Source organism: Bradyrhizobium sp. GW821-FHT13H06, from assembly GCF_058803975.1.
In genome coordinates this window covers 82827-108552 of record NZ_JBXAPN010000012.1, presented here as the reverse complement: position 1 = coordinate 108552, position 25726 = coordinate 82827, and the positions used below count along the sequence as shown (strand labels likewise).

The 25726-nt window shown below is 65.4% G+C and carries 22 protein-coding genes; 12 read left to right on the top strand and 10 right to left on the bottom strand.

Annotated features, from left to right (window positions below; translation table 11 throughout):
- The first annotated feature begins 12 nt into the window (after positions 1–12).
- The 9 genes from AC1RQP_RS34525 (at position 13) to AC1RQP_RS34485 (ending at position 10077) form a co-directional block, all read left to right on the top strand.
- Complete coding sequence (locus AC1RQP_RS34525) at positions 13–999, top strand: ABC transporter ATP-binding protein (protein WP_492941647.1); 987 nt, start codon at positions 13–15, stop codon at positions 997–999.
- Complete coding sequence (locus AC1RQP_RS34520; protein ID WP_492941645.1) at positions 996–1985, top strand: ABC transporter ATP-binding protein; 990 nt, start codon at positions 996–998, stop codon at positions 1983–1985. The genes AC1RQP_RS34525 and AC1RQP_RS34520 overlap by 4 nt, the downstream gene beginning before the upstream one ends.
- 81 nt (positions 1986–2066) lie before the next feature.
- Positions 2067–3872, top strand: a complete 1806-nt coding sequence (locus AC1RQP_RS34515; RefSeq protein ID WP_492941643.1) for a gamma-glutamyltransferase family protein — start codon at positions 2067–2069, stop codon at positions 3870–3872.
- Between the two features lie 9 nt (positions 3873–3881).
- Positions 3882–4592 carry a DUF1028 domain-containing protein gene (locus AC1RQP_RS34510; RefSeq protein ID WP_492941641.1) on the top strand — a complete coding sequence of 237 codons (711 nt, stop codon included), beginning with the start codon at positions 3882–3884 and terminating at the stop codon, positions 4590–4592.
- The gene (locus tag AC1RQP_RS34505; RefSeq protein ID WP_492941639.1) at positions 4589–5578 is read left to right on the top strand and encodes an ABC transporter ATP-binding protein; all 990 of its coding nucleotides are present in this window, start codon (positions 4589–4591) and stop codon (positions 5576–5578) included. The genes AC1RQP_RS34510 and AC1RQP_RS34505 overlap by 4 nt, the downstream gene beginning before the upstream one ends.
- Positions 5578–6684: an ABC transporter ATP-binding protein gene (locus tag AC1RQP_RS34500; RefSeq protein WP_492941637.1), complete on the top strand. Its 1107-nt coding sequence runs from the start codon at positions 5578–5580 to the stop codon at positions 6682–6684. Before AC1RQP_RS34505 ends, AC1RQP_RS34500 begins: the two co-directional genes overlap by 1 nt.
- 17 nt (positions 6685–6701) lie before the next feature.
- The gene (locus AC1RQP_RS34495; protein ID WP_492941636.1) at positions 6702–8213 is read left to right on the top strand and encodes an ABC transporter substrate-binding protein; all 1512 of its coding nucleotides are present in this window, start codon (positions 6702–6704) and stop codon (positions 8211–8213) included.
- A 31-nt stretch (positions 8214–8244) separates the two neighbouring features.
- A complete protein-coding gene (locus tag AC1RQP_RS34490) occupies positions 8245–9186 on the top strand; it encodes an ABC transporter permease (protein WP_492941634.1) in 942 nt (313 codons plus the stop codon).
- A 3-nt stretch (positions 9187–9189) separates the two neighbouring features.
- Positions 9190–10077 (top strand): ABC transporter permease, encoded by an 888-nt coding sequence (locus AC1RQP_RS34485; protein WP_492941632.1) that lies wholly within the window; start codon positions 9190–9192, stop codon positions 10075–10077.
- A gap of 1 nt (position 10078) precedes the next feature.
- On the opposite strand, the gene cnbZ is transcribed toward AC1RQP_RS34485, so the two are convergent.
- The 9 genes from cnbZ to AC1RQP_RS34440 form a co-directional block, all read right to left on the bottom strand.
- Positions 10079–10825, bottom strand: a complete 747-nt coding sequence (gene cnbZ / locus AC1RQP_RS34480; protein ID WP_492941630.1) for a 2-amino-5-chloromuconate deaminase CnbZ — start codon at positions 10823–10825, stop codon at positions 10079–10081.
- Between the two features lie 9 nt (positions 10826–10834).
- Positions 10835–12085 (bottom strand): adenylate/guanylate cyclase domain-containing protein, encoded by a 1251-nt coding sequence (locus AC1RQP_RS34475; RefSeq protein WP_492941628.1) that lies wholly within the window; start codon positions 12083–12085, stop codon positions 10835–10837.
- A complete protein-coding gene (locus AC1RQP_RS34470; RefSeq protein ID WP_024340065.1) occupies positions 12082–12471 on the bottom strand; it encodes a response regulator in 390 nt (129 codons plus the stop codon). The genes AC1RQP_RS34475 and AC1RQP_RS34470 overlap by 4 nt, the downstream gene beginning before the upstream one ends.
- A complete protein-coding gene (locus AC1RQP_RS34465; RefSeq protein WP_492941627.1) occupies positions 12468–14528 on the bottom strand; it encodes a sensor histidine kinase in 2061 nt (686 codons plus the stop codon). The genes AC1RQP_RS34470 and AC1RQP_RS34465 overlap by 4 nt, the downstream gene beginning before the upstream one ends.
- A 129-nt stretch (positions 14529–14657) precedes the next feature.
- Positions 14658–17753 carry a MexW/MexI family multidrug efflux RND transporter permease subunit gene (locus AC1RQP_RS34460; protein ID WP_239622198.1) on the bottom strand — a complete coding sequence of 1032 codons (3096 nt, stop codon included), beginning with the start codon at positions 17751–17753 and terminating at the stop codon, positions 14658–14660.
- 81 nt (positions 17754–17834) lie between these two features.
- Positions 17835–19025 (bottom strand): efflux RND transporter periplasmic adaptor subunit, encoded by a 1191-nt coding sequence (locus AC1RQP_RS34455; protein WP_492941625.1) that lies wholly within the window; start codon positions 19023–19025, stop codon positions 17835–17837.
- A 1-nt stretch (position 19026) separates the two neighbouring features.
- Complete coding sequence (locus AC1RQP_RS34450) at positions 19027–19728, bottom strand: TetR/AcrR family transcriptional regulator (RefSeq protein ID WP_061878200.1); 702 nt, start codon at positions 19726–19728, stop codon at positions 19027–19029.
- Between the two features lie 137 nt (positions 19729–19865).
- Positions 19866–20456: a thiamine pyrophosphate-dependent enzyme gene (locus AC1RQP_RS34445; protein ID WP_492941623.1), complete on the bottom strand. Its 591-nt coding sequence runs from the start codon at positions 20454–20456 to the stop codon at positions 19866–19868.
- A complete protein-coding gene (locus AC1RQP_RS34440; RefSeq protein WP_028178284.1) occupies positions 20453–20995 on the bottom strand; it encodes a phosphonopyruvate decarboxylase in 543 nt (180 codons plus the stop codon). Before AC1RQP_RS34440 ends, AC1RQP_RS34445 begins: the two co-directional genes overlap by 4 nt.
- 105 nt (positions 20996–21100) lie before the next feature.
- Between AC1RQP_RS34440 and AC1RQP_RS34435 the strand changes: the two genes are divergently transcribed.
- Together AC1RQP_RS34435 and rocD are read left to right on the top strand one after the other, a co-directional pair.
- On the top strand, positions 21101–22321 hold the full coding sequence (locus AC1RQP_RS34435; RefSeq protein ID WP_492941621.1) for a cytochrome P450: 1221 nt from the start codon (positions 21101–21103) through the stop codon (positions 22319–22321).
- Between the two features lie 226 nt (positions 22322–22547).
- Complete coding sequence (gene rocD, locus AC1RQP_RS34430) at positions 22548–23762, top strand: ornithine--oxo-acid transaminase (RefSeq protein WP_492941619.1); 1215 nt, start codon at positions 22548–22550, stop codon at positions 23760–23762.
- Between the two features lie 559 nt (positions 23763–24321).
- Here rocD and AC1RQP_RS34425 read toward each other — a convergent pair.
- Positions 24322–24777, bottom strand: a complete 456-nt coding sequence (locus AC1RQP_RS34425; protein WP_492941617.1) for a hypothetical protein — start codon at positions 24775–24777, stop codon at positions 24322–24324.
- A 12-nt stretch (positions 24778–24789) separates the two neighbouring features.
- Between AC1RQP_RS34425 and AC1RQP_RS34420 the strand changes: the two genes are divergently transcribed.
- Positions 24790–25722, top strand: coding sequence for a Spy/CpxP family protein refolding chaperone (locus AC1RQP_RS34420; protein WP_492941615.1), 933 nt, complete (start codon positions 24790–24792; stop codon positions 25720–25722).
- Positions 25723–25726 lie beyond the last annotated feature (4 nt).

Genomic DNA, 25726 nt, shown 5'->3' with positions numbered 1-25726 from the left:
TACGCCTCGCCCATGACCGAACCCGTTCTCTCCGTGCGCAACCTCCAGGTGGAGTTCGCCTCCCGCCGAGGCACGTTGCGCGCCATCGACGACGTCTCCTTCGACATCGCCAAGGGCGAGGTGCTCGGCGTCGTCGGCGAGTCGGGCGCCGGCAAGTCCGTCACCGGCCTCTCGGTAATCGGCCTGATCGATCCGCCCGGCCGCATCGCCGGCGGCGAGATTCGTCTCGCGGGCCTGCGCATCGACAATCTGCCGCCGGAGCAGATGCGCCGGATCAGGGGCAAGCGCATCGGGATGATCTTCCAGGATCCCCTCACCTCGCTCAATCCGCTGTACAGGGTCGGCGACCAGATCGTGGAGACGATCCGGACGCATCTTAATCTGTCGGAGCAGGCGGCGCGCCGCCGCGCCATCGACCTGCTCGCCGAGGTCGGCATTCCCGCACCCGAAAAGCGGATCGACGGCTATCCGCATGAGTTCTCCGGCGGCATGCGCCAGCGCGTGGTGATTGCCCTTGCGATCTGCGCCGAGCCGGAGCTGATCATCGCGGACGAGCCGACCACCGCGCTCGACGTTTCCGTGCAGGCCCAGATCATCTCGCTGATCAAGCGGCTCGGGCGCGACCACGGCACTGCGGTCATGCTGGTGACCCACGACATGGGCGTGATCGCGGAGACCTCGGACCGCGTCGCGGTGATGTATGCCGGCCGCATCGCGGAGATCGGCCCGGTGCAGGATGTCGTGAGAAACCCGCTGCATCCCTACGCCAAGGGCCTGATGGGCGCGATCCCGACGCTTGCGGGCGAGGACAAGCGCCTCGTGCAGATTCCGGGCTCCATGCCGCGGCTGTCGGCGATCCCGCGTGGTTGCTCGTTCAATCCGCGCTGCGCCTTCGCCTTCGATCGCTGCCGCGTGGAGCGGCCGGAGCCGCAGGCGCACGGCGCGCAATCGGTCGCCTGCCATCTCTATGACAATGTGCCGGCGGAGAGCGCGGCATGAGCGCTCCCTTCGTCCAGGCCACGAATCTGCGCCGCGTTTTCGACGTCTCGAAACCCTGGCTCAACCGCGTGCTCGAAGGTGGTCACCTCGAATACCTCAAGGCGGTGGATGGCGTCACTTTCGACATCAGAAAGGGCGAGACGTTTGCTCTGGTCGGAGAGTCCGGCTCCGGCAAGACCACGGTGGCGCGGATGGTTGTCGGCCTCCTGCCGCCAAGTTCCGGCGATGTCCTGATCGACGGCGTCTCGATGACCGATCCGCGGCAGGCGCCGGCGCGGCGTAAGCTGCGTCGCCGTATTCAGATGATCTTCCAGGATCCCTATGCAAGCCTGAACCCGCGCTTCCGCGTGGATGCCATCATCTCCGAGCCGATCCGTGCCTTCGACCTGATCCAGGGCGAGCGTGACATCCAGGCCCGCGTCGGCGAGCTGCTCAGCCTCGTCGGCCTGCATCCCGACGACCGGCTGAAATTTCCGCATGAGTTTTCCGGTGGCCAGCGCCAGCGCATCGCGATCGCGCGCGCGCTCGCCTCCGACGCCGAGTTCATCGTCTGCGACGAGCCGACATCGGCGCTCGACGTCTCGGTGCAGGCGCAGATCCTGAACCTGATGCGCGACCTCCAGGACAAGTTCGGCCTGACCTACATGTTCATCAGCCACAATCTCGCCGTGGTCCGCCACATGGCGAGCCGCGTCGGCGTGATGTATCTCGGCCGGATCGTCGAGATCGCGGAAGGACGCGAGCTGTTTGCCCGCCCGCGCATGCCCTACACCAAGATGCTGCTGGGCGCGGTGCCCGATCTCGCCATGAGCGGCCGCCAGCGCATTCCGGTCAAGGGCGAGATCCCGAACCCGATCAATCCACCCTCCGGCTGCGCCTTCAATCCACGCTGTCCGCTCGCGTTCGATCTCTGCCGCAAGGAGATCCCGGAACTGATCGACGGCGTCGCCTGCCACGCCGTCAACACCGCACCGGTCCCGGCGTGACGCGCGCGTGCCATGCAGCCTTCGCATTTGGCGGCAGCGTGGCCCTGTGATCAATTGCGCGCGCCGCAAATAAGGTAGCCTATGACAAGCAAGATCAATCCCGATCCATTCACGACGAGGCCCGAGATCGAAGGCACGTTCGGCGTCGTCGCCACCACGCACTGGATCGCGACAGCCGTCGGCATGGCCATCCTGGAAAAGGGCGGGAATGCCTTCGATGCCGGCGTTGCCACCGCCTTCACGCTCCAGGTGGTCGAACCGCATTTGAACGGTCCCGGCGGCGACGTACCCGTCATCGTCCACGACGTGAAGCGCGGCCGCACTGAGGTGATCTGCGGTCAGGGCCCGGCGCCCGCGCGCGCCACCATCGCACATTACAGAAGCGAAGGCCTCGACATGGTGCCCGGCACCGGCCTGCTCGCGGCCTGCGTTCCCGGCACTTTCGAATCCTGGATGATGATGCTACGAGACTACGGCACGATGCGCGTGCGCGACGTGCTGGGGCCCGCGATCTCCTACGCCCGCGACGGCTATCCGCTGGTCGAACGCGCCTGCGCCACGATCCAGACCGTCGAGCAGCTGTTCCGTCAGCATTGGCCGACCTCGGCCGCGGTGTATCTTCCAAACGGTGAGGTGCCGAAGCCCGGCACGCTCTTCACCAACAAGACGCTGGCCGCAACCTACGCCCGCATCCTCAGCGAAGCCGAGAGCGGCGGTGGCGGCCGCGACGCCGAGATCGAACGCGCGCGCAAAGCCTGGTCGCAAGGCTTCGTCGCGGAGGCCATCGACAAGTTCTGCCGGACGCAGGAGGTGATGGACGTCAGCGGCTCGCCTCATCGCGGCGTGCTCTCGGCCGACGACATGGCGCGCTGGCAGCCGACGGTCGAGGCGCCGCTCACTTACGACTATGGCCGCTACACCGTCTGCAAGGCCGGCGTCTGGAGCCAGGGCCCCGTCACGCTCCAGCAGCTCGCGCTGCTCAAGGGCTTTGCGCTCGACGGGCTCGATCCGACCGGGCCGGAGTTCATCCATCTCCAGATCGAATGCGCCAAGCTTGCCTTCGCCGACCGCGAGAAATTCTATGGCGATCCCAAGTTCACCGAGATTCCGATCGGGACGCTGTTGTCGGATGCCTACAATGACGAGCGGCGCAAGCTCATCACCGACAAGGCTTCGCTCGATCTCCTCCCCGGCTCGGTCGAAGGCTTTGGTGGCGAGGTCAAGCTGCGCCGCGCCGAGGGCCAGCGCGAGGCCGTCGGCGCGCTCGGTGCCGGCGAGCCGACGGTGGGGCGCTTCGGCGAGGTTCGCGGCGACACCGTGCATTTCGACATCATCGACAAGGCCGGCAACATGGTGTCCTCGACGCCATCGGGCGGATGGCTGCAATCCTCGCCAATCATTCCGGAGCTCGGCTTCTGCCTCGGCAGCCGCGCCCAGATGTTCTGGCTGGAGGAAGGCCATCCCGCTGCGCTTGCGCCGGGCAAACGGCCACGCACGACGCTGTCGCCGACCATGGCATTGCGCGATGGCGAGCCGTACCTCGCCTGGGGCTCGCCCGGCGGCGACCAGCAGGACCAGTGGATCACGCAGTTCTTCCTGCGCCACGTTCATTGCAATCTGAATCTCCAGGAGGCGATCGACGCGCCGGCCTGGCACTCCGAGCACTTCCCGATCTCGTTCTGGCCGCGCACCGCGCGTCCCGGCGTGCTCGTCGTCGAGAACCGCGTCCCGAAGGCGACGATCGAGAACCTGCGCGATCGTGGGCATATCGTCGAGGTCGGTCCCGACTGGTCGGAAGGCCGCCTCACCGCCGCCTCGCGCGTCGGCGTGCGCCGCCGCGCCGCCGCCAACCCGCGCGGCATGCAGGGTTACGCCGCAGGACGCTGAAGGCAGCACATGACCTGGTCGATCATCGCGCGAGACCCTGCCACCGGCCAGCTTGGCATTGCGGTAGCGACCCGCTTCTTCGCCGTCGGCGCGCGGGTCCCCTACATTGCCGCCGGCATCGGCGCCATCGCAACGCAGGCCTTCGTCAACCCCTATTACGGCATCGACGGCGTCAAGCTGCTGCGCGAAGGTTTGAACGCGCACGACGTGCTCGCCACCCTGCTCGCGACCGACGACGGCCGCGAAAGCCGCCAGATCCACATCATGGACGCCAGCGGCGAGATCGCCGCGCATACGGGGCGCGATTGTGTCGACTGGTGCGGCCACATCGCAGGCAGCGGCTTCTCGATCGCGGGCAACATGCTCGCCTGCGCCGACGTGCTCGACGAGACCGCAAAGACCTACATCGCCAATGACAGCTTGTCCTTCCCGCGCCGCCTGCTCGCGGCGATGCGCGCGGGTGAAGCCGCCGGCGGGGACAAGCGCGGCAAGCAGTCCGCCGCGCTGCTGATCCACGGCGAGGAGGAATGGCCGACACTCGACATTCGCACCGACGATCATCCCGATCCGCTGGGAGAGCTCGAACGTCTGGAGCAGGTCAGCCACGAGCTCTGGGTACACTTCCGCGCCTCCATGCCGACGCGGCAGAACCCGGCCGGCAACACCGATCGCAGCGTCATCGACGCCAGCATCGCAGCAGCGCGGGCAAGGCGGTCATGAGCACGAGCCCCCTCATCGAGATCAGGGATCTGCGCATCCGCTTTCACGGCGACGACGGCCGCGTCACCCACGCCGTCGACAGCGTCGATCTCAGTGTCGCCCATGGCGCCACGCTCGGCCTCGTCGGCGAATCCGGCTGCGGCAAGAGCGTGACCTCGCTGGCCATCATGGGCCTCTTGCCGAAGCAGAGCGCGGAGATATCAGGCGCGATCCGCTTCGACGGTTTCGACCTGCTGAAGACCCCGGACCAGACGCTGCGCGACCTCCGCGGCAACCGGCTGGCGATGATCTTCCAGGAACCGATGACCTCGCTCAACCCGAGTTTCACGATCGGCGATCAGATCATCGAAACGATCCTGCGCCATCGCGGCGGCTCGCGGAAGAGTGCGCGGAACCGCGCAATCGAGCTGCTGCGCCGCGTCCACATCCCATCGCCCGAGCGGCGCATCGACGAGTATCCGCACAAGCTCTCCGGCGGCATGCGCCAGCGCGTCATGATCGCGATGGCGCTGGCCTGCGACCCGCGCCTCCTTATCGCCGACGAGCCGACGACCGCGCTCGACGTCACTCTGCAGGCTCAGATCCTGGAGTTGATGCGCGAGCTGAAAGCGGCGAGCGGCGCCGCGATCATCCTGATCACTCACGATCTTGGCGTCGTCGCCGAGGTTTGCGACGAGGTGGCGGTCATGTATGCCGGCGAGATCGTCGAGCGTGCGCCGGTGGACGAGCTGTTCTCGGCGCCGCAGCATCCTTATACGGTCGGTCTGCTCGGCTCGATCCCGCGGCTCGACCATCGGGCCGAGCAGCTTGCGACGATCGAAGGCATGGTTCCGAACATGGCGCAGCCGCCCGCCGGTTGCCGCTTCGCCGCGCGCTGTCCCTTCATGCTCGATGCCTGTACGAAGGCGCCGCCGCCGCTGCTGGAAGTCGGCCCCGGTCACCTCTCGCGCTGCATCCGCGCGCCGCTCGAACTGTTGGTGTCGTGATGGCCCTGCTCGAGGTCGAAGGCCTGGTCAAGCATTTCGTCGCCGAGCGCTCGCTGTTCGGCCGCGCATTGGCGCACGTCAAGGCCGTCGATGGCGTTTCGTTCTCGCTCGACGCCGGCAAGACGCTGGCCCTCGTCGGCGAATCCGGATGCGGCAAGTCCACCGTCAGCCGCCTGGTGCTGCGGCTGATCGAGCCGGATGCGGGCGCGGTCCGCTTCGACGGCCGCGACCTGCTCTCGCTCGACGCCAACGGCTTGCGCGCCTTCCGTCGTGAAGCCCAGATCATCTTCCAGGATCCCTACGCCTCGCTCAATCCGCGCATGACGGTCGGCCAGATCCTGACCGAGCCGCTGGCGCTGCACGATCTCGTTCCGGCGCCGCGACGATCCGAGCGCGTTGCCGAGTTGCTGCGGCTGGTCGGGCTCGAGCCGCGGCTGGCCCGGCGCTATCCGCATGAATTCTCGGGCGGTCAGCGCCAGCGCATCGCCATCGCACGCGCGCTCGCGGTCGAGCCGAAGCTGATCATCTGCGACGAGCCGGTCTCGGCGCTCGACGTCTCGATCCGCTCGCAGATCCTGAACTTGCTGAGCGAGCTGCAGGACCGGCTTGGCCTCGCCTACATTTTCGTTTCGCACGACCTCGCCGTGGTCAAGCACATCGCCGACCACGTCGCGGTGATGAATCTCGGCCAGATCGTCGAGACCGCGGAGGCGGACGCGCTGTTCGCCGCGCCGCGCCATCCCTACAGCCGGGCGCTGCTGTCCGCGATCCCCGTGCCTAAACCGCGGGCAAAGAGCAGCCGGATTGTGCTGCAGGGAGAGATCCCCAGCGCGCTCAATCCGCCGTCGGGATGCCGCTTCCACACCCGCTGTCCCTATGTCATCGAACGCTGCCGCAGCGAAATGCCCCAGCTCATGCCGGATGGCATCGGACATGCAACGGCCTGCCACCGAACATCGGAACTGCCCTCCTCGGAGGCGATCGTCCCCATGGACGGCGGCTTCTCGCCCGTCCTGGAAAAACTGGTCGCAGCCTTCAGCGGTGGGCCGGAAGCAGCACGCGGCGGCGGGGTTCGTTCATTGGGGGCGGCCCCCACAACGCCGTGAAACAGAGGTTGAGAGCGATGAGCTGTATGCGTTTGACAATCCTGGCGTCGGCATTGCTGACGTCGCTCGCGGGCACCACCCAGGCGCAGACCACGCTTCGCATCGGCATCGCCGAAGACCCCGACATCCTCGATCCCAGCATCGGCCGCACTTATGTCGGCCGCATCGTCTTCTCCGCGTTCTGTGACAAGCTGTTCGACATCGACGAGAAGCTCAACATCGTGCCACAGCTGGCGTTGTCCTACGAGACATCGGCCGACGGCAAGGCCATGACGATCAAGCTTCGGCCAGGCGTCAAATTCCACGACGGCGAACCGCTGGACGCGGAAGCCGCGAAATTCTCGATCGAGCGTCACATGACGCTGCCGACCTCGTTCCGCAAGTCCGAGCTCGCCAGCGTCGACCACGTCGAGGTGGTCGATCCCCTCACCATCAAGCTGGTGCTGAAGACGCCCTATTCGCCGCTGATCGCCCAGCTCACCGACCGCTCCGGCATGATGGTCTCGCCCAAGGCTGCGAAGGAGGCCGGTGACAAGTTCGGCCTGCATCCGGTCTGCGCCGGTCCCTACAAATTCGTCGAGCGCGTCCAGCAGGACCGCATGGTGTTCGAGAAATTCGCCGACTACTGGAACAAGGACAACATCCACATCGACCGCGTCGTGTTCCAGCCGATCGTCGACGCCACCGTACGCCTCGCCAATCTGAAATCCGGCGCGCTCGACCTGATCGAACGCGTGCTGGCCACCGACATCAAGGACGTCCGCGCCGATTCCCGGCTCGTATTGTCGACCGCGCCGGAGCTTGGCTATCTCGGCCTGACCATCAACATCGGTAACGACAAGAACAAGGGCCCGCTGAGCCAGTCGGCCAAAGTCCGGCAGGCGCTCGATCTGTCCATCGATCGCGAGGCTCTCAACCAGGTCGTGTTCAACGGAGAGTTCACCCCGGGCAATCAATGGGTCAGCCCGACGCATCCCTATTACCAGAAGGCATTCCCGGTTCGCGGCCGCGACGTTGCCAAGGCCAAGGCGCTGCTGAAGGAAGCGGGTGTCACCCTGCCGGTGACGGTGGACTACATGATCCCGAAGGGCGCAGAGAACGAGGCCGTCGCCCAGGTCGTCCAGTCGATGGCGGCGGAAGCCGGCTTCGACATCAAGATCCGCGCGGTCGAATTTGCGACCACCTTCAAGCAGGCCCAGGCCGGCGAGTTCCAGGTCTTCCAGATCAACTGGAGCGGCCGGATCGATCCGGACGGCAATTCCTACATCTTCATGCGCAGCAAGGCGCCGCAGAATGACGGAGGTTATTCCAACCCCGAGGCGGACAAGCTGATGGAAGAGGGGCGAGCGACAGCGAACGTCGACGAGCGCAAGGCGATCTACGCCAAGCTGGCCAGGATCCTGCTCGACGACCTGCCGATCATCTACATCTATCACCGCACGCTTCTGATCGCGCACACCAAGAAGCTCGACGGTTACCGGCAGATGCCCGATGGCCTCGTGCGCGTGGTCGGGCTGAAGTTCAAGTGATCGCGACAGCGCCCACGGAGCGCTCGGCACCATGCTGAACTTCCTCGCCCGCCGGATCGCGCAGATCGTACCGACGCTGTTCTTCGTGTCGGTTCTGATCTTCTCGCTGCAGCAATTGCTGCCGGGGGATCCCGCGCTGGTGATGGCCGGCGAGGAGCGCGATCCCGCGGTGATCGAGCAGATCCGCCAGCAGTACAAGCTCGATCAGCCGATCCCGGTCCAGTACGTCTACTGGCTCAAGGGCGTCCTGACAGGAAATTTCGGCGAGTCGCTGCGCAACAAGATGCCGGTGCGCGAGCTGATCGCACAGAAACTGCCGGTGACGCTGCAGCTCGGCTCGATGGCGATCCTGATCGCGTTTTGCATCGGCATTCCCGCCGGGATCGTCTCCGCGGTGAAGAAGGGCACGGCCTGGGACTATGGCGCCAATCTGTTCGCGCTGTGGGGTATCTCGACGCCGAATTTCTGGCTCGGAATCCTCCTGATCTTCCTGTTCTCGATCAAGCTCGGCTGGCTGCCGGCCTCGGGCTATGTGCCGCTGACCGAGAACTGGCGCGCGAGTCTCGCCGCCACCATCATGCCGGCCTTCGTGCTCGGCAACGCGATTTCCGCGATCCTGATGCGACACACCCGCAGCGCCATGCTCCAGGTGCTGGAGAGCGACTATGTCCGCACCGCTCGCGCGAAGGGTCTTTCCGAGCGCTCGGTCATCCTCAAGCACGCCATGCGCAATGCGCTGACGCCGATCATCACGCTCGGCGCGCTCGAGCTCGGCACGCTGCTGTCGGGCGCGGTGCTGACCGAACAGATCTTCTCCATCCCCGGTTTCGGCAAGCTGATCGTGGACGCCGTGTTCAATCGCGACTACGCCGTGGTGCAGGGCGTGGTGCTGGTGACGGCCACGGTTTACATTACCTTGAACCTCGTCGCCGACGTCGCCTATGTCCTCGTCAATCCGCGGCTGAGGGGCTAGGCGATGACCGACACTGCGCTGCCCGCCAGCCCCGCCGCCCAAGCCTACGAGCTGGACAGCCCGGCCCGTCGCGCCCGGCGGCGGCTGTTCAAGCGCAAGGCGGCCGTGTTCGGGCTTGTCGTGATCACGGTATTCATCCTCCTTGCGGCGCTCGCGCCACTCGTCGTTCCCTACGATCCCATCGCGACGAGCTGGGGCCTGGTGCGCAAGCCGCCGACGGCGGCGCACTGGTTCGGCACCGACGAGCTCGGCCGCGACATCCTGAGCCGCGTCGTCTACGGCGCGCGCGCCTCCCTCCTCGCGGGTCTCATCTCGGTCGCGATCGCGCTCGGCATCGGCGTGCCGCTCGGCCTTCTTGCCGGCTATCGCGGCGGCTTCACCGACGCGCTGATCAGCCGGATCACCGATGCGATGCTGGCCTGCCCGTTCCTGATCCTGGCGATTGCGCTCGCGGCATTCCTCGGGCCGAGCCTCGGCAACGCCATGATCGCGATCGGCATCTCGGCGACCCCGATCTTCATCCGCCTGACCCGCGGCCAGGTGCTCGTCGTCAAGGCCGAGGACTATGTCGAGGCCGCGCGGGCGCTCGGCAATCCGCCATGGCGGATCGCGTTCTCCCATATCCTGCCGAACATCCTGCCGTCGCTGCTGGTGCAGGCGACACTCTCGATCGCCGCCGCCATCATCGCCGAGGCCGCATTGTCGTTCCTGGGCCTCGGCCAGCAGCCGCCCGCTCCGTCCTGGGGCAGCATGCTCAACGCCGCGCAACGCTTCCTGACGCAGGCGCCCTGGATGGCGATCTGGCCGGGCCTCGCGATCTTCCTCGTGGTTCTGTCGCTGAACCTGCTCGGCGACGGCCTTCGCGATGCGCTCGATCCGCGGCAGCGCTAGACTAGATCACAACCTCGCGCATCACGCGGCGGCAGTCCATCTCATATTCGAGATCGACCACCGGCGGACGCGCGAAGTGCCAGGTCAGGCCGGAGCGCAAGGCGCCGCGGCGAACCAGTTCGTCGACCAGCGCGTGGTGGAAGTCGTGCACGGAATAGGCCTGCACGCCGGTCGTGTCCTTCCAGCCGAAGCCGAAGGCGGCCATCCGGCTCTCCATTTGCGAGGTCGTGGTGAAGCGAACCTTTTCCCGCAAACCTTCCGGACTGAGGTCGCGGTAGCGCACGGTGCGCTCGACATAGGTACCGCTCCCCTCGCGTGCCTCGGCGCCGCCGGCGATGACGAAGCTGGGTGCGTTTGATCGCGTCGGTCGCGTGAACGAGAATGCGTAGAAGGACGGCTCTGACGGCGGATCGATCTCCGGACAGACATTGCTGCGCGCCACCGGATTGGTGGTGCCGTCGAAGATGCCCCACTCGGACAACGTCTTCACATAGTGCAGGTTGAACGCACGAAAGCCCTCCTCGCTGAAGGCCGCCGGCGAGCGCAGCTCGCAGGCACAGAACGCCGTCAACGGACGCCCCGCCTCCCGGATGAACCTTGCGGCCAGCGCAAATCCTTCCGCGAGCGGCACCAGGCGGTCGAACCGGACGCGTTCGATCTCATACCCCTCGTCCGCGGCGGCGCCGGCGGAATACTGGAACACGGATGGAATGAAACGATAGTTGCCGGCGGAGAATTCGCGCGTCATGACGGACTCCTATTCCAATTGCATGCGAGTGCCCTTGGCGCCGTTGAGCAGACGCCTCAGGTGAAAACCGGCCAGCGGATCGTCGGCATGCATCCCGACCAGCGCGGCAAAGGCCGGCATGGCGGCGGCTTCGCCTGCCTCCATCTTGGCAAAAGCTTCGGAATATTGCGCCGTCGCCGGGGCTTCGAATTTCGGCTGGAGCAGCGGTTCGAACGCACGCAGCGGCTCGCTGCGCCCGCGCAGCATCAGGTCGCCCACGGGCCGACCATGGAAGTTCGCAGCCCCCTTGGCCACGCTGGCACTGACGCAGATGCGCGTTCCCAGATACTTGTTGGCCGCCTCCAGCCGCGCTGCCGTATTGACGGTATCGCCATAGGCCGTGTAGTCGAAGAAGCGGTTGCCGCCGAAATTGCCGACCAGCGCGGGGCCAGCATGGGCACCGATGCGGGTGGTCCCGAAATTCACGCCCCTCGCCTTCCAGCGCGCCGAAAAGTCCTCCGCCCAGGCGTCGAGGTCATGGGCACAGGCGACTGCACGCGTCGCATAGTCCGGCTGGTCGCCGGGTGCATTGAACAGCACCTGGATCGCATCGCCGATGATCTTGGCGACCGTCCCTTCATGAGCGAAGACAATCTCGGTCATGCCGCCGAAATATTCGTTGAGAAGCTCGCCCAGTGTCTGCGGGGCCGCGGACTCGACCAGGGAGGTGAAGCCGGTGATGTCGGTGAAGAGGGTGGCGATATCGCGCCAGTGCACCTCCATGCCGTCACCCTCGACATCCGCCGCCAAGCGCCTTGCGATCTCCGGCGAGAAGAAACGCGACAGCGAGGCATAAGCGCGCTCGGCTTCCATCTGGCGCCGCCGCACGTCGCGCAGCATCTCCACATGACGAATGGTCTTCTCGATCGTGGTCTCCAGATCGGCGAAGTCGATCGGCTTGGTCAGGAAGTCGAAAGCGCCGCGGTTCATGGCGATGCGGATATTGCTCATGTCGCCATAAGCCGAGACGATGATGGTCGACTTCTTGTCCTCGGCCTCCTGGAGCTTCGCCAGCAGCGACAGGCCGTCCATCCGCGGCATGTTGATGTCGGAAACCACCATGTCGACATGCGGGTTCAGCTCGAGCGACTCCAGCGCCTCCAGGCCGTCGCGCGCGAATATGAGAGCGAGCTTCCCATCGCGAATCTGCCTGCGGAATTTCTGCAGGATCAGCGCCTCGAGGTCAGGCTCGTCGTCGACGAAGAGGATGGTCGCAGTCATGCGGCTTGCTCAAGCCTCGTGTCGATCTCCTGTCGCAGCAGCGCGAAGTCGATCGGCTTGGTGAGAAGCCCGACGGCACCGCGCTCGATCGCCTTTCGGCGCGTCTCGGCGTCGCCATAGGCCGTGATCATGATGACGGGCACATCCGGATGCGCGGCGCGCACCTTCGGCAGCATGTCGAGCCCGCTCATGCCGGGCATGTTGATGTCAGACAGGATCAGGATCAGCGAGGGATCGCGAACCTCGGCGGCGCGCTTCAGCGCCTCGGGGGCCGAGAGCGCGAACTCCATCTGGAAGCGGCCGGCGCGCAGGTCGCGCCGGAACTGTTGCCGGAACAGCGCCTCGACGTCGGGCTCGTCATCGACGACCAGGATGTAAACGTTCAAGACTTGCCTCCGGGTGTACTGCCAGTCGTGCTGCCTGTTGCCATCGCCCGCGGCAGGGTGATGATGAACTCGGTGAATACACCGGGCTCGGTGTTCACGTCGATCGTGCCGCCGTGCTGCTTCACGATGATATCATGGCTCATGGACAGACCGAGCCCCGTCCCCTCGCCGGCCGGCTTGGTGGTGAAGAAGGGGTTGAACATCCTCTCCTTCACCTCGGGCGGAATCCCGGTGCCGTTGTCGCGGATCCGGATTTCGACGTTGCCGCCGAGATCCTTCGTTGTCGCGCTCAAGGTGGGCGCGAAGCTGTCCCCCTCGCTCTCCTTGCGCTTGGCCGCCGCGTAGAAGCCGTTCGAGATCAGGTTGAGGAAGACGCGCGTGATCTCCTGCGGATAAATGTCGACCATGCCGGCAGCGGGATCGAACGCGCGCTCGAGCGTGACGTTGAATGCCGGCCTTTCGGCACGCGCGCCGTGATAGGCCAGATTGAGGCTTTCCTCCACGACGGCATTGATGTCGACGGCGCGATGCTCGCCGGAACCTTCGCGCGAATGCAGCAGCATGTTCCGCACGATGGAATCGGCGCGCCTGCCGTGCTGCACCACCTTCTCGAGGTTGCCCCTGAGCATGCCGGTCAACTCCTCGACCTCCTCCTTCGTCTTGCCGTCGAGAGCGGCGGATCGCAACGTTTCGTTGAGCTCGTCGATCAGCTCCGTCGACACTGCGGAGAAATTATTGACGAAGTTGAGCGGGTTCTTGATCTCGTGAGCGATGCCGGCGGTGAGTTGGCCGAGAGACGCAAGCTTCTCGGTCTGGATCAGGCGGTTCTGCGCTGTGCGCAGATCGTTGAGGGATTGGCGGAGTTCCGCGGTGCGCTGCTCGACCTTGTTCTCGAGGTCGGCATAGGATTCCTGCAAGCGTGCGCCCATGTCGTTGAACTGGTCGGCGAGCCCTTCAAGCTCGTCGCCGGTTTTAATCGAGATGCGCTGGGAGAAATCGCCGCCCCCGATCCGCTCGGCACCGCTGCGCAACGCCTGGATCGGCACGACCATGCGGCGCGCCAGGAAGATCCCGGCGAGCACCGCGAAGATCGATGCTGCGAGCAGCACGATCGCAAGCCGCTGCAATGAAGCATAGAGCGCGGCATAGGCCTCCTCGACCGGCAGCTCGACGAACATGGTCCAGTGCAGCGGTTCGATCGGGGCCGATGCGGTCAGCACCTGCTGGCCCTGGATGTTGCGAGCTTCGGAAAGCGCGCCGGCGCCGGTACCGCTCCCGGCCAGCGCGGCACGTACCTGCGCCAGGTTCGACATGTCGGTATTGCGCAGGACGAGGCTGATGTCGGGATGCGCGATCAGTCGTCCCTCCGGACCGACCACGTAGGCGTGTCCGTGCTCGCCGACCTTGATCTGGGACACAACGTCCCAGATCAGCTTGAGATTGACCTCCGCGATGCTGACGCCGGCATCCTTGCGGGCGCCGGCCAGCGCCAGCGTCATGTAGGGCTCGGACTCCCGGCGGAAATAAACCGGGCCGTAATAGACCTTGTGCGCGACCGCCTCGGTGAACTTCGGGTCGGCCGACAGGTCGATTCCGCTGTCGAGCGCGTCCATCGCCAGCCGCGAGACCCGCAACCGCTCCTTGCCGGTCGAATCCACCTGGGCAAGTTCGGTGATGGCAGGCACCTGGCGCAGGAGCCGCAGCGCATCGAACCGGCGCTGCTCGATCGAACCTCCGGACCAAGGCAGTTGCGTGGTCCAGCCGAGCTGGCTCTCGATCTCCTTGACGAACTGGCCGATCTTGGCAGCGGCCGCCTCGGCCTGCTCGTGCTGGACCCTGATCAGCGAAGCCTTGTGCTCGCGATAATAGAAGAAGACCTCGAACAAGCCATTGGCGAGCAGAGCGATGGCGACGACGGCCACGAACAGCGCGACGTATTTGGTAAACAGCCGCGACCTGATTCCGCGGCCCGCCCTTCCGCCGGACGCTGCCTTGCCTGAGGCCGCGCTCGGCAGCGTCCCGGCTCGAGGTGTGTCGGAGTGGAGGGAAAGGCTCATCCCGCGGAACCTAGCAAGAAGACCGGACCTTGTCTCTCGCAAGCGCAGGAACGGGCTTCCCCAGGACACAACGAAAAAGGGCGGCAGCGGATGACCGCTGCCGCCCTTGGACTGGCTTGCCTTGCGGCCTCAGGTCGGCCGCAGCGCCTTGGAGCCGAGGTCGAGCTCGTTGACCTGCTTGTTCCGCTCCGAATCGGCCGCCGCGCGATGGTCGGTCGCAAGCACCACATAGACCGCCGGCAGCACGAACAGCGTGAACAGCGTGCCGATCGACATGCCGGCTACGACGACCAGACCGATCGAGAAGCGGCTAGCCGCGCCTGCGCCGGTCGCGGTCAAGAGCGGGATCAGGCCGGTGACCATGGCTGCCGTCGTCATCAGGATCGGCCGCAAGCGGATGCGGGCCGACATTTCGATGGCGGAGCGGCGGTCGAGCCGCTCTTTGACCTGGAGCTCGTTGGCGAACTCCACCATCAGGATGCCGTGCTTGGTGATCAGGCCGACCAGGGTGAGCAGACCGACCTGGGTATAGATGTTCATGGTCGCCGCGCCGAAGAACAGCGGGATCAGCGCGCCGACGATCGCCATCGGCACCGAGATCATGATCACCAGCGGGTCGCGGAGGCTCTCGAACTGCGCGGCCAGCACCAGGAAGATGATGATCAGCGCGAAGCCGAAGGTGATCGCGAGCTGATTGCCTTCCTGCACATATTGCCGGGAGTCGGCCAGATAGTCGTGGCTGAAGCCCTGCGGCAGCTTCTTGGCCTCGCCTTCGAGGAAGTCCACCGCCGCACCGACGGTCACACCCGGCATCGGCACGGCCGAGAACGTCGCCGAATTGAGCTGGTTGAAGTGAGTCAGCGAATTCGGGTCGGTCTTGGTTTCAATGGACACCACCGTCGACAGCGGCAGCTGCTGGCCGGTATTGGTCGTCACGTAGTAGCCGCCGAGCGATTCCGGCGACAGCCGCTTGGCGCGCGGCACCTGCGGGATCACCTGGTAGGACCGGCCCTCGAGATTGAAGCGGTTGATGTAGTTGCCGCCGAGCAGCACAGCGAGCGTAGCGCCCAGGTTCTGCATGTTGACGCCGAGGTCCTGTGCCTTGGTGCGGTCGATCGTCACCTTCACGTTCGGCTGGTTGTAGGCGAGGTCGCTGTCGGAGACGATGAACATGCCGCTCTTGCGCGCAGCTTCCTTCAGCTTCTCCATCTGCTCATAGACCGTCTGGAACCCGGCGGTGGAGTTGATCACCATCTGGATCGGCAGGCCACCCGGGCCGCCCGGCAGCGGCGGCAGGTTGAAGGCGAAGGCCTGCACGCCCTCGATCTTGGAGAGCTCGGCCTGCACCAGCGGCTTCAGCTGGATCGACGAACGCGTGCGCTCGTCCCAGGGCTTGAGCAGCATGCCGGCGATGCCGCCCTGCGGGCCGTTGATGCCGTTCAGCACGAAGCGCAGGTCGGTCTCGGGGAATTTCGCGAATTCCTTGTCGAGCTTCTCGCCGTAGAAATCGAGATAATCGATGTTGGCGTATTTCGGGGCCTTGGTCACTGCGAACACGATGCCCTGGTCTTCCTCGGGCGCCAGCTCCTTGGAGGTGTGCATATAAAGGAAACCGACGAGGCCGAGGATCGTGATCGCAAACAGGCCGGTGATGGCCTTGTAGTCGAGCGAGCGATCGAGCTTGCGGCCGTACCAGCGCGTCATCGCGCCGAACACCCGGTTCACGAGCTTTGCGAAGCGGCCTTCCTCGGTGTTCTTCAGCAGCATCGAGCACATCATCGGCGACAGCGTCAGCGCGATCACGCCCGACACGATCACCGAGCCCGCGAGGGTGAAGGCGAATTCGCGGAACAGCGAGCCGGTGAGGCCGCCGAGGAAGCCGATCGGCGCATACACCGCCGCGAGCGTGATCGTCATCGAGATGACGGGACCCACGATCTCGCGCGCACCTTGCAGCGAGGCCTGAACCGGTGTCTTGCCCTCCTCAAGGTGGCGATGGATGTTCTCCACCACGACGATGGCGTCGTCGACGACGAGGCCGATCGCCAGCACCATCGCAAGCAGGGTCAGGAGGTTGAAGCTGAAGCCCAGCGCCAGCATCAGGGTGCAGACACCGATCATCGACAGCGGGATGGTGACGACGGGAATGATGACCGAGCGCAGCGAGGCCAGGAACAGGAAGATGACCACGATCACGATGATCACGGCTTCGCCCAGCGTCTTCTCCACCTCGTCGATCGAGGACTGGATGAACTTGGTCGAGTCGTAGGCGACCTTCATCTTCATCGATGGCGGCAGATTGCGCTCGAGCTCGGGGAACAGCGCGCGCACGCCCTTGACCAGCGTCAGCGGGTTGCCCTGCGGCGTTGCCTGCACGCCGATGAAGATCGCGTGCTCGCCGTTGAAGGCAACACTGGCGTCCGTGCTCTGGGCGGCAAGCTCGACGGTGGCGATATCCTCCATCCGCACGAAGCCGCCGTCCTTGGCCTTGACGATCATCTTCTTGAATTGGTTGACGTCGGTGAGGCCGGTATTCGTCGAGACGTTCGAGACGATGAGATAGCCCTTGGTCTGGCCCGCCGCGGACTGGAAGTTGTTGGCGGTGATTGCCGCGGCGACGTCGGCCGGCGACACGTTGCGGCCGGCCATCTTCACGGGATCGAGCCAAAGACGCATCGCGAAGGTCTGGCCGCCGAGAATGTCGGCCGAGGCGACGCCGTCGACGGTCGACAGCACCGGCTGCACCACGCGCGTCAGATAGTCGGAGATCGCCGAGCCGGACAGCTCCTCGGACGAGAAGCCGAGATACATCACGGCCGTGGTCTGGCCGGTGGTCTTGGTGACGATCGGGTCGTTGGATTCCTTCGGGATCAGGTACTTCACCGAGTTCGTCTTGGCCAGCACCTCGGTGAGCGCCTGGTTCGGATCGAAATTCAGCTTGATGTAAACCTGAATCGTCGACGTGCCGAGCACGGAGGACGAGGTGATGTAGTCGACGCCCTCGGCGGAGGCGACTGCCTGCTCGATCGGCGTGGTGATGAAGCCCTGGATCAGGTCCGCGGACGCGCCGGGATAGACGGTCGTGATGTTGATGACCGTGTTCGACAGCTTCGGATATTGCCGGATCGGCAGCACCATCGCCGCGCGCAGGCCGATCAGCAGGATCAGCAGGCTGACGACGACCGACAGAACCGGGCGCTTGATGAAAATATCGGTAAGGGCCATCGCGGCGATCTCGATTTCCGATCTGGATTTCTTTGTCTCAAGAGACGTGATCCGGCCGGGCCGGATCACGTGAGGATGTTGTCAGTAGCGCGGCGGCTGCGCCGGGATCGGCGGAGCCGGGTCGGTCGAAATCGATACCGGTGCACCCGATTGCAGCTTGAGCTGGCCGAGGGCGACGACCTTGTCGCCCGCTTTCAGGCCCTTGAGGATCTCGACGCGACCCTCGACCCGGTTACCAGTCTGCACGAAGGTGCGCACCGCCGAGAGGCTGGTCTTGCCGTCCGCTTCCTTTTTCTCGGCGATCACGAATACCGAGTCGCCGTACAGGGTGTAGTCGACAGCCGTCTCAGGCACGGTGATCACGGCCGGCTTGTCCGGCAGCACCACCGTGGTGGTCACGAACATGCCGGGCTTGAGGATCTTCTCCGGATTGGCGATCGTCGCCTGCACGCGGATGTTGCGGGTGTCGGTCGCGATCTGCGGCTCGATCGTGGTGATCTTGCCCTCGAAGGTGCGGCCCGGATAGGCATCGACCTTCAGCCGGACGGTCTGGCCGACCTTGAGGTTGCCGGAATCCTTTTCCGTCACCGTGAAGTTGGCCCACAGCTCCGACAGATCGGTCAACGACACGATCGCCGTACCTGCCGTCAGGTATTGGCCAACCTCGACCTTGCGCATGCCGAGATCGCCTGAGAACGGCGCGCGCACCAGCTTCTGCGAGATCAACGCCTCGGTCTTGGCGATGCCGGCCTGCGCCTGGTCGTAGGAGGCCTGCGCGGCATCGACGGTCGCCTGCGGACCGAACTGGCGCGCGGCCAGTTGCTTGGCGCGGTCAAGCGACAGCTGCGCGACGGTCGCCTGCGCCTTGTAATTGGCGAGGTCGCCCTGCTCCGGCGCGTCGAACAGCTGCACCAGCGGCGTGCCGGCCTCGACACGCGTACCCGGCTCGAACTTGATCTCCGTGACGCGGCCGTTGACGTCGGCGCTGACGTCGACCTGATGCACGGCGACAAGGCTGCCGACAGCGGTGAGCAGGTTCGGCACCACCTCGGACTTCGCCTCGGCCGCGCTGACGGCCGTCGGCGGCGGCTTGTTGTTGGCGAAGAACTGCTGGATCATCTGGCCGCGGAAATAGTTGAACCAGACGAGACCACCGACGAGCGCGGCCAGAAGCGTGCCGACGATGATGAACCAGAGCACCGGCCGAACCGGACGCTTGGGAGCCTTGTCGATCGGTTCGCCCGAAATCTTGTGTTCGGTTACGATGTTCATGTCATGCACTTTCTGCAATCGCCGCCTTGCCGGCATCCGCGGCCTGATCGCGGCCCAGATGCGAAGCAATTGCGGCGTCGTTAAGTCCTATACCCCTCAGGAGAAACTCACAGAGCTGCCGCTCCAGGTCGTTCGCCTTGCCGTAAGCGAGACAAGGCGTGGCCGGCAGCCTGGTCAGCGCCGCGGTCATCACCGCATGATGCGCAAACCAGAACAGGTTGAGCGGATCGCCAGCGTAGGGCCGCGCATCCCCGGCGGCCACGGCGCGCTCGAGCGAGCCGACGAAAGCCGCCCCAATCAGTGTCTCGATCTTGGCATATAGCAAACGCGCGAATTCACCGTCATCCAGATGGCTCGTGGCCATCAGTCGCAGGCGCTGCGCCTCTTCCTGATCGGGGCCGTCAGCAATGTGCAGGAAATGCCCGACCATCCTGCGGATCACCTCGACCAGCGTGGCGGTCGAGGGCTCCCGCTCGAGAAGCTCGATGAACGCCGGATCCGCTTCGCATTCGTCGCTGAGAATTTCTGCATAGAGCGCGGCCTTGGACGGGAAATGCTTGAACAGCAGCGCCTCGGAAATGGCAGCGGCGGCCGCCACGCTCTTCGTCGTGGTGCCGGTGTAGCCATGTCGGGCAAAGCAGCGCTTTGCGGCACCGAGGATCAATTGACGCCTCAGGTCGCTCGTCATACGCAATGAGCTCATGGTGGTGAGTAAACACTCACCCACGCAGAAGTCAAGCACTATGTTGCATCGCAACCTGAATGCGTTGCAAACTCAGGGGAAATTCGTCCCACCACTCGGGCTGCTTGCAGGGCGCCGCCTCTGAGAGCCGCGCCCGGCTAGATAGGCTGGAAGCCGAGGTCGCCGCGGATCCGGTTGAGGATGTAGGTCCCATCCCGGCTTGGCAGGATCCGCTCCAGGCTGGCGCTGTCGATCTTCACATTGGCAAAGCGCGGCCCGGCGGAAACGTCGTGGACGGCTTTGGCAAAGGCCTCGACCTCGGCCATGGTCGTGACGGCCCGGCTGTCCGCAATGCCACATGCCTTGGCGACGCCGACAAGGTCGGCGGCGGCCGAGGTATGGCTGGTCTGCCCGCCGGTCTCGCCATAGGCCTCGTTGTCGAGCACTGCGATCGACAGATTGGGCGGCCTTTGCAGGCCGATGGTGGCAAGGCTGCCGATCCCCATCAGCATTTCACCGTCGCCGGTGATGACCAGCACCGGCAGCGTCGGCTGCGCCAGAGCGAGGCCGAGCCCGATCATCGCGGCGCCGCCCATGCCACCCCACAGGTAGAAATTGCGGGCATGGTCGCCGGCGGCGCACATGTCGTTGGTGGAGGCACCCAGGCCCCCGATCGCGACCACGTCCTTGCGGTCCGCGAGCAGCGTCGACACCACCTGGCGGCGGTCGAGGAGATTGGCCTTGCTCATTTGGTGAAAACCTTGGCGCCGATCAGGCGCTGCGACAGAAGGACGGCAGTCGGGGTGAGCGCGTTGTAGGCCTGCGCCGCGGCCGCTTCGAGCACAGCCGGCACCTCGGCGGCATTCGAGGCGCGCAGCACCTTGACGCCGGAGAGCTCGAACACACCCTGCGTGGTCGATCCCATCGGCACCTGCCACGGATTGAACTCGCCCCACTCGCCGCGCATGGTGACCAGCGTGAGGAACGGAAAGCGCAGGATCGGGATCAGCGACAGCATGTTGATGCAATTGCCGACGCCGCTCGACTGCATCAGCAGTACGCCACGCTGTCCGCCGGCCCAGGCGCCGGCGAGCAGCGCCACCCCTTCCTCCTCCGTCGTCAGCGGAATGCCGCGCATGGTGGAGGAGTCCAGCACGCGCTGGATCAGCCTGGAATGACCAGCGTCGGGGACATACGGCACCTGCCGGACGTCGAAGCGCTGCAATGTCGCGAAGATATCGTCGGGCCAGTTCGGGGCCGTGTCGGCAGCGTCAGCGCGTGCGTGCATTTTCCTGTCCGGTCGGCTAGCAAGGTGCAACGACTGTAGACGCATGCATGCGCCGACCAGAACAACAAAAACGGCATATCGGCTTTAACCGGCGAGTATAACGGGATGAACGCAGATGCGAAGGCGCTGGCGGCCAGCTTCGACCTCGAGAAGCTGACGCCGGAGTTCTACGACGACCCCTATCCGACTTATCGTGCACTGCGGGAGAACGAGCCGGTCAAGCGCCTGCCGAACGGCACCGTGTTCCTGACCCGCTACGACGACCTCGTCACCACCTACAAGAACACCAAGTCGTTCAGCTCGGACAAGAAGCGCGAGTTCGCACCGAAATACGGCGACACCCCGCTCTACGAACACCACACCACCAGCCTCGTCTTCAACGACCCGCCGTCCCATACCCGTGTGCGCCGCCTGATCATGGGGGCGCTGTCGCCACGGGCGATCGCGGGCATGGAGGGCGACCTCATCAAGCTGGTCGACGGCCTGCTCGACGCCATCGCCGCCAAGGGCGCGTGCGAGCTAATCGAGGATTTCGCGGCCTCCATTCCCATCGAGGTGATCGGCAATCTGCTCGACGTTCCCCATGACGAGCGCACACCGCTGCGTGGCTGGTCGCTGGCGATCCTGGGCGCCCTCGAACCCGTGGTGTCGCCCGAGGCGGCGGCGCGCGGCAACAAGGCGGTGACGGATTTCCTCGCCTATCTCGAAACGCTGGTGGCGCGACGGCGCGCCAAGCCGGGCAATCCCGAGCGCGACGTGCTGACGCGGCTGATCCAGGGAGAGGAGAACGGCGAGCGGCTGAGCGAGAAGGAGCTGCTGCACAATTGTATCTTCCTGCTCAACGCCGGGCACGAGACCACCACCAATTTGATAGGTAACGGCCTCGTGGCGCTGGACCGTCATCCCGACCAGAAGCAGCGGCTGATCGACAACCCCGACATGATCAAGACGGCGGTCGAGGAGATGCTGCGCTATGAAAGCTCGAACCAGCTCGGCAATCGCATGACCACGGAGCGTGTCGAGCTCGGCGGCGTCGTGCTCGATGCCGGCACGTCGGTGACGCTGTGCATTGGTGCTGCCAACCGCGATCCCGCGCAGTTTCCAGACCCGGAACGCTTCGATATCGCGCGCGCGCCGAACCGGCATCTCGCCTTCGCCACCGGCGCGCATCAATGCGCCGGCATGGCGCTGGCGCGGCTGGAAGGCGCGATCGCGATCTCGCGCTTCCTAGCGCGCTTCCCGAACTATGCCGTGAGCGGGCAGCCGGTGCGGGGCGGACGGGTGCGGTTCCGCGGGTTCTTGAGCGTGCCCTGCGCGATCGACTGAGGGTCCAGGACAAAAATGTCGAAAACAACCCCATGCACAGTAGAGAGCGTGTCGGCGAACGAGGCCCTGTGGTTCCGCAGAACCATCTGACATTTCGAGCAGATCGGGCCCCACCACGCGATCGGGCGCATGAAGGCTTCCAAGACGGCAGAGCGATACCCAGATCAAGTTGAGGGCCGCCGGAGCGGTCGGTTGACGCCGGCGCGCAGCAATGGAGTGACGACAGATGAGCGCGTCGGTCATTGATCTCATCGCAACGGAAGCACGCTTTGGCGCCCATAATTACGCGCCGATCGGGGTCGTTCTGTCGCGCGGCGAAGGTGTCTGGGTCTGGGATACCGAAGGCAACCGCTATCTCGATTGCCTTTCGGCCTATTCGGCGGTCAGCCAGGGCCACTGCCACCCCAAGATCCTGGCGGCAATGGTCGAACAGGCGCACAGGCTGACGCTCACCTCGAGGGCCTTCCACAACGACCAGCTGGCCTTGTTCTACGAGGAGATCGCCGCGCTCACCGGTTCCCACAAGGTGCTGCCGATGAACAGCGGCGCCGAGGCGGTCGAAAGCGCGATCAAGGCGGTTCGCAAATGGGGCTATGAGGTGAAGGGTGTGCCGGACGATGCGGCCGAGATCATCGTCTGCGCCAACAATTTTCACGGGCGCACGCTTGCCATCGTCGGCTTTTCAACCGACCCCGAGACACGCACACATTTCGGGCCGTTCGCGCCGGGCTTCAGGATCATCCCGTTCGGCGACGCTGCGGCGTTGCGAGACGCAATCACCCCAAACACGGTCGCCTTTCTGGTCGAGCCGATCCAGGGCGAAGCCGGTGTCATCATTCCTCCAGCCGGCTATTTCACTGAGGTGCGCCAGCTCTGCACCGCCAACAACGTGATGCTCGTGCTCGACGAGATCCAGACCGGCCTCGGCCGCACCGGCAAGCTGCTCGCCGAGCAGCACGAGGGAATCGAGGCCGACGTGACGCTGCTCGGCAAGGCCCTGTCCGGCGGCTTCTATCCGGTGTCGGCCGTGCTCTCGAACAACGACGTGCTCGGGACTTTGAGACCCGGGCAGCATGGTTCGACCTTCGGCGGTAACCCGCTTGCCTGCGCAGTGGCGCGCGCGGCGATGCGCGTGCTGGTCGAGGAAGGCATGATCGAGAACGCGGCCAGGCAGGGCGAGCGCTTTCTCGAAGGCTTGAAAAACATTCGTGCCAATACGATCCGCGAAGTGCGCGGGCGCGGCTTGATGCTGGCGGTCGAGCTGCATCCCGAGGCCGGCCGCGCGCGCCGCTACTGCGAGGCGCTTCAGGGCAAGGGCATCCTCGCCAAGGATACCCATGAGCAAACGATCCGGATCGCTCCGCCGCTGGTGATCACAAGCGACGAGGTCGACTGGGCGCTGGAGCGGCTCGCCACCACCCTGACGCAGGACTTCTCCTGAGACTGCCTGCGTCCGAAGATCGCATGCCGGCCGCCGCCAGCAACGAACGATTCCGCAACATGCGCGTTGAAACATCGTGGGCGATTATGAGCTGGGAGCTAAGATCATGCTTCCGCGTGGCGTTTGCCTTACCTCTGTTCTAGCTGGTGTCTCGATGCTGGCGGCGAGCGTCGGCGCGTTCGGCCAGGGACATGGAAGGGGCGGGCCACCGGGTCCAGCCGCAGCGCCGGCAGCACGGCCAGCAGCTCCACCGGCCATGGCACGCCCGGCGGCGCCGCCTGCGATGGCACGTCCCGCCGCGCCGGCATCCCATCCTCCTTCCATGCCGCAGCGACCGGCCATGGCGCCACGTCCGGCGCCGCATGTCGCCTCGCCGCCACCGCGTCCGACCCCACATGTCGCTGCGCCGCCGCGAGCGGCCCCGCACGTGGCGGCGCCACGGCCTGAAGTCCATCGCCCGCCGGCAGCACCGCAACGTCCGGCCACGGCACCGCGGCCGACGCCGCACATCGCCGCTCCATCGCGGCCCAGCGCACCGCCGGCCGCGAGCGAGCGGCTGTCACGGCGCGATCAGATCGAACAGCGTGCGCAGCAGCATCAGCAGCAGATCCAGCAGCGCCAGCAAATGGTGCAGCAGCGACAGCGCGAGACGCTGTCGCGCCAGACGACGGAGCGCCAGACCCGCATCGATCGCCTGCAGCAGCGCGTTCAGCAATTGCAATCGCAAAAGGTGGAAGGCGCGCGAGCGCAACGCGAGCAGCAACGGATGCTCCAGACCCAGAACCGCTTGCTCGGCCGTGAGCAGCGCGCGCAGCAACTTGACCTGGCTCGCCAGCAGCGGCTTGGACTGCAGGCTCCGGCCGGGCGCGCCGCGGCGACTGCGGCCGCCGTGCAGGCTGCCGAGCGCGGGCGGTTCGCGGCGCGCTTCCGCGAGCAGGTCACTTCGCAGACCCAGGCGGCCCTCGTCGCTCGCCAGAGCGCCTGGGCGCCCCGGCAAGCCTGGCGTCACCGTCATCCCGCAGTGTTCGTGGCATGGCTTGGGCCGGTGTTCTGGCCTTACGCTTATTCTGACATTTTCAACTACACGTTCTGGTCCTATGCCTACGAGCCCGGCTATTGGGCCTACGCCTATGACGATTTCGTCGATACCGTGTTCTGGGGTGGTGATAGCCCCTATTCCGCCTATGCCAGCACCAACCCGTATGACTATCCGCAAGCCCGCGGCGACCGCGCGCGTCCACGCGCCAGCGTGAGCCGACAAACGCTCCAGCAATTGTGCGGCGCACCGGACAAGGGCGTGACCGCGTGGCCGCTTGCCGATATCGCGAAAGCAGTGCAGCCGACGCCGGAGCAACGCGCACTGCTCGACGAGTTGAAGACCGCGGCGGCCGACGCTGCCGGCGTGTTCAAGGACTCCTGCGCGGAGACCTATGCACTGACGCCCCCTGGGCGCTTGCGCGCGATGATGAACCGCATCGGCGCAACGCTGGAAGCCGTCAAGATCGTGCGACTGGCACTGGAGAATTTCTACAACTCGCTCAGTGACGAACAGCAGGCCCGCTTCAACGCGCTTGGCCCCAATGTCGGCGAACGATCATCACAGCCGCAGGAAGCCAGTGCCCAGGAAACCAGTGCCGAGGGCTGCGGCGATCCGAAGTCCGGCCTGACGCAGCTGCCGATCCAGAGGATCGAGGCTGTACTCCACCCCGCAGGCAAGCAGAAGGAGGCGCTCGACCGCCTCGGCGAAGCGACGGCGAAGGGCCTTCAGGACCTGCAGGCGGCCTGTCCGAACGATGTGCCGCTGACGCCGGTTGGACGGCTCGAAGCGATGCAGCGCCGGCTCGAGGCCATGCTGACGGCCGCCAAGCTGGTCGAACCCGCCCTGGACGAGTTCTACGCCACGCTGAGCAGCGAGCAGAAGGCGCGCTTCAACACGCTGCAACAGGTCGCAAGCCCATAGGGCG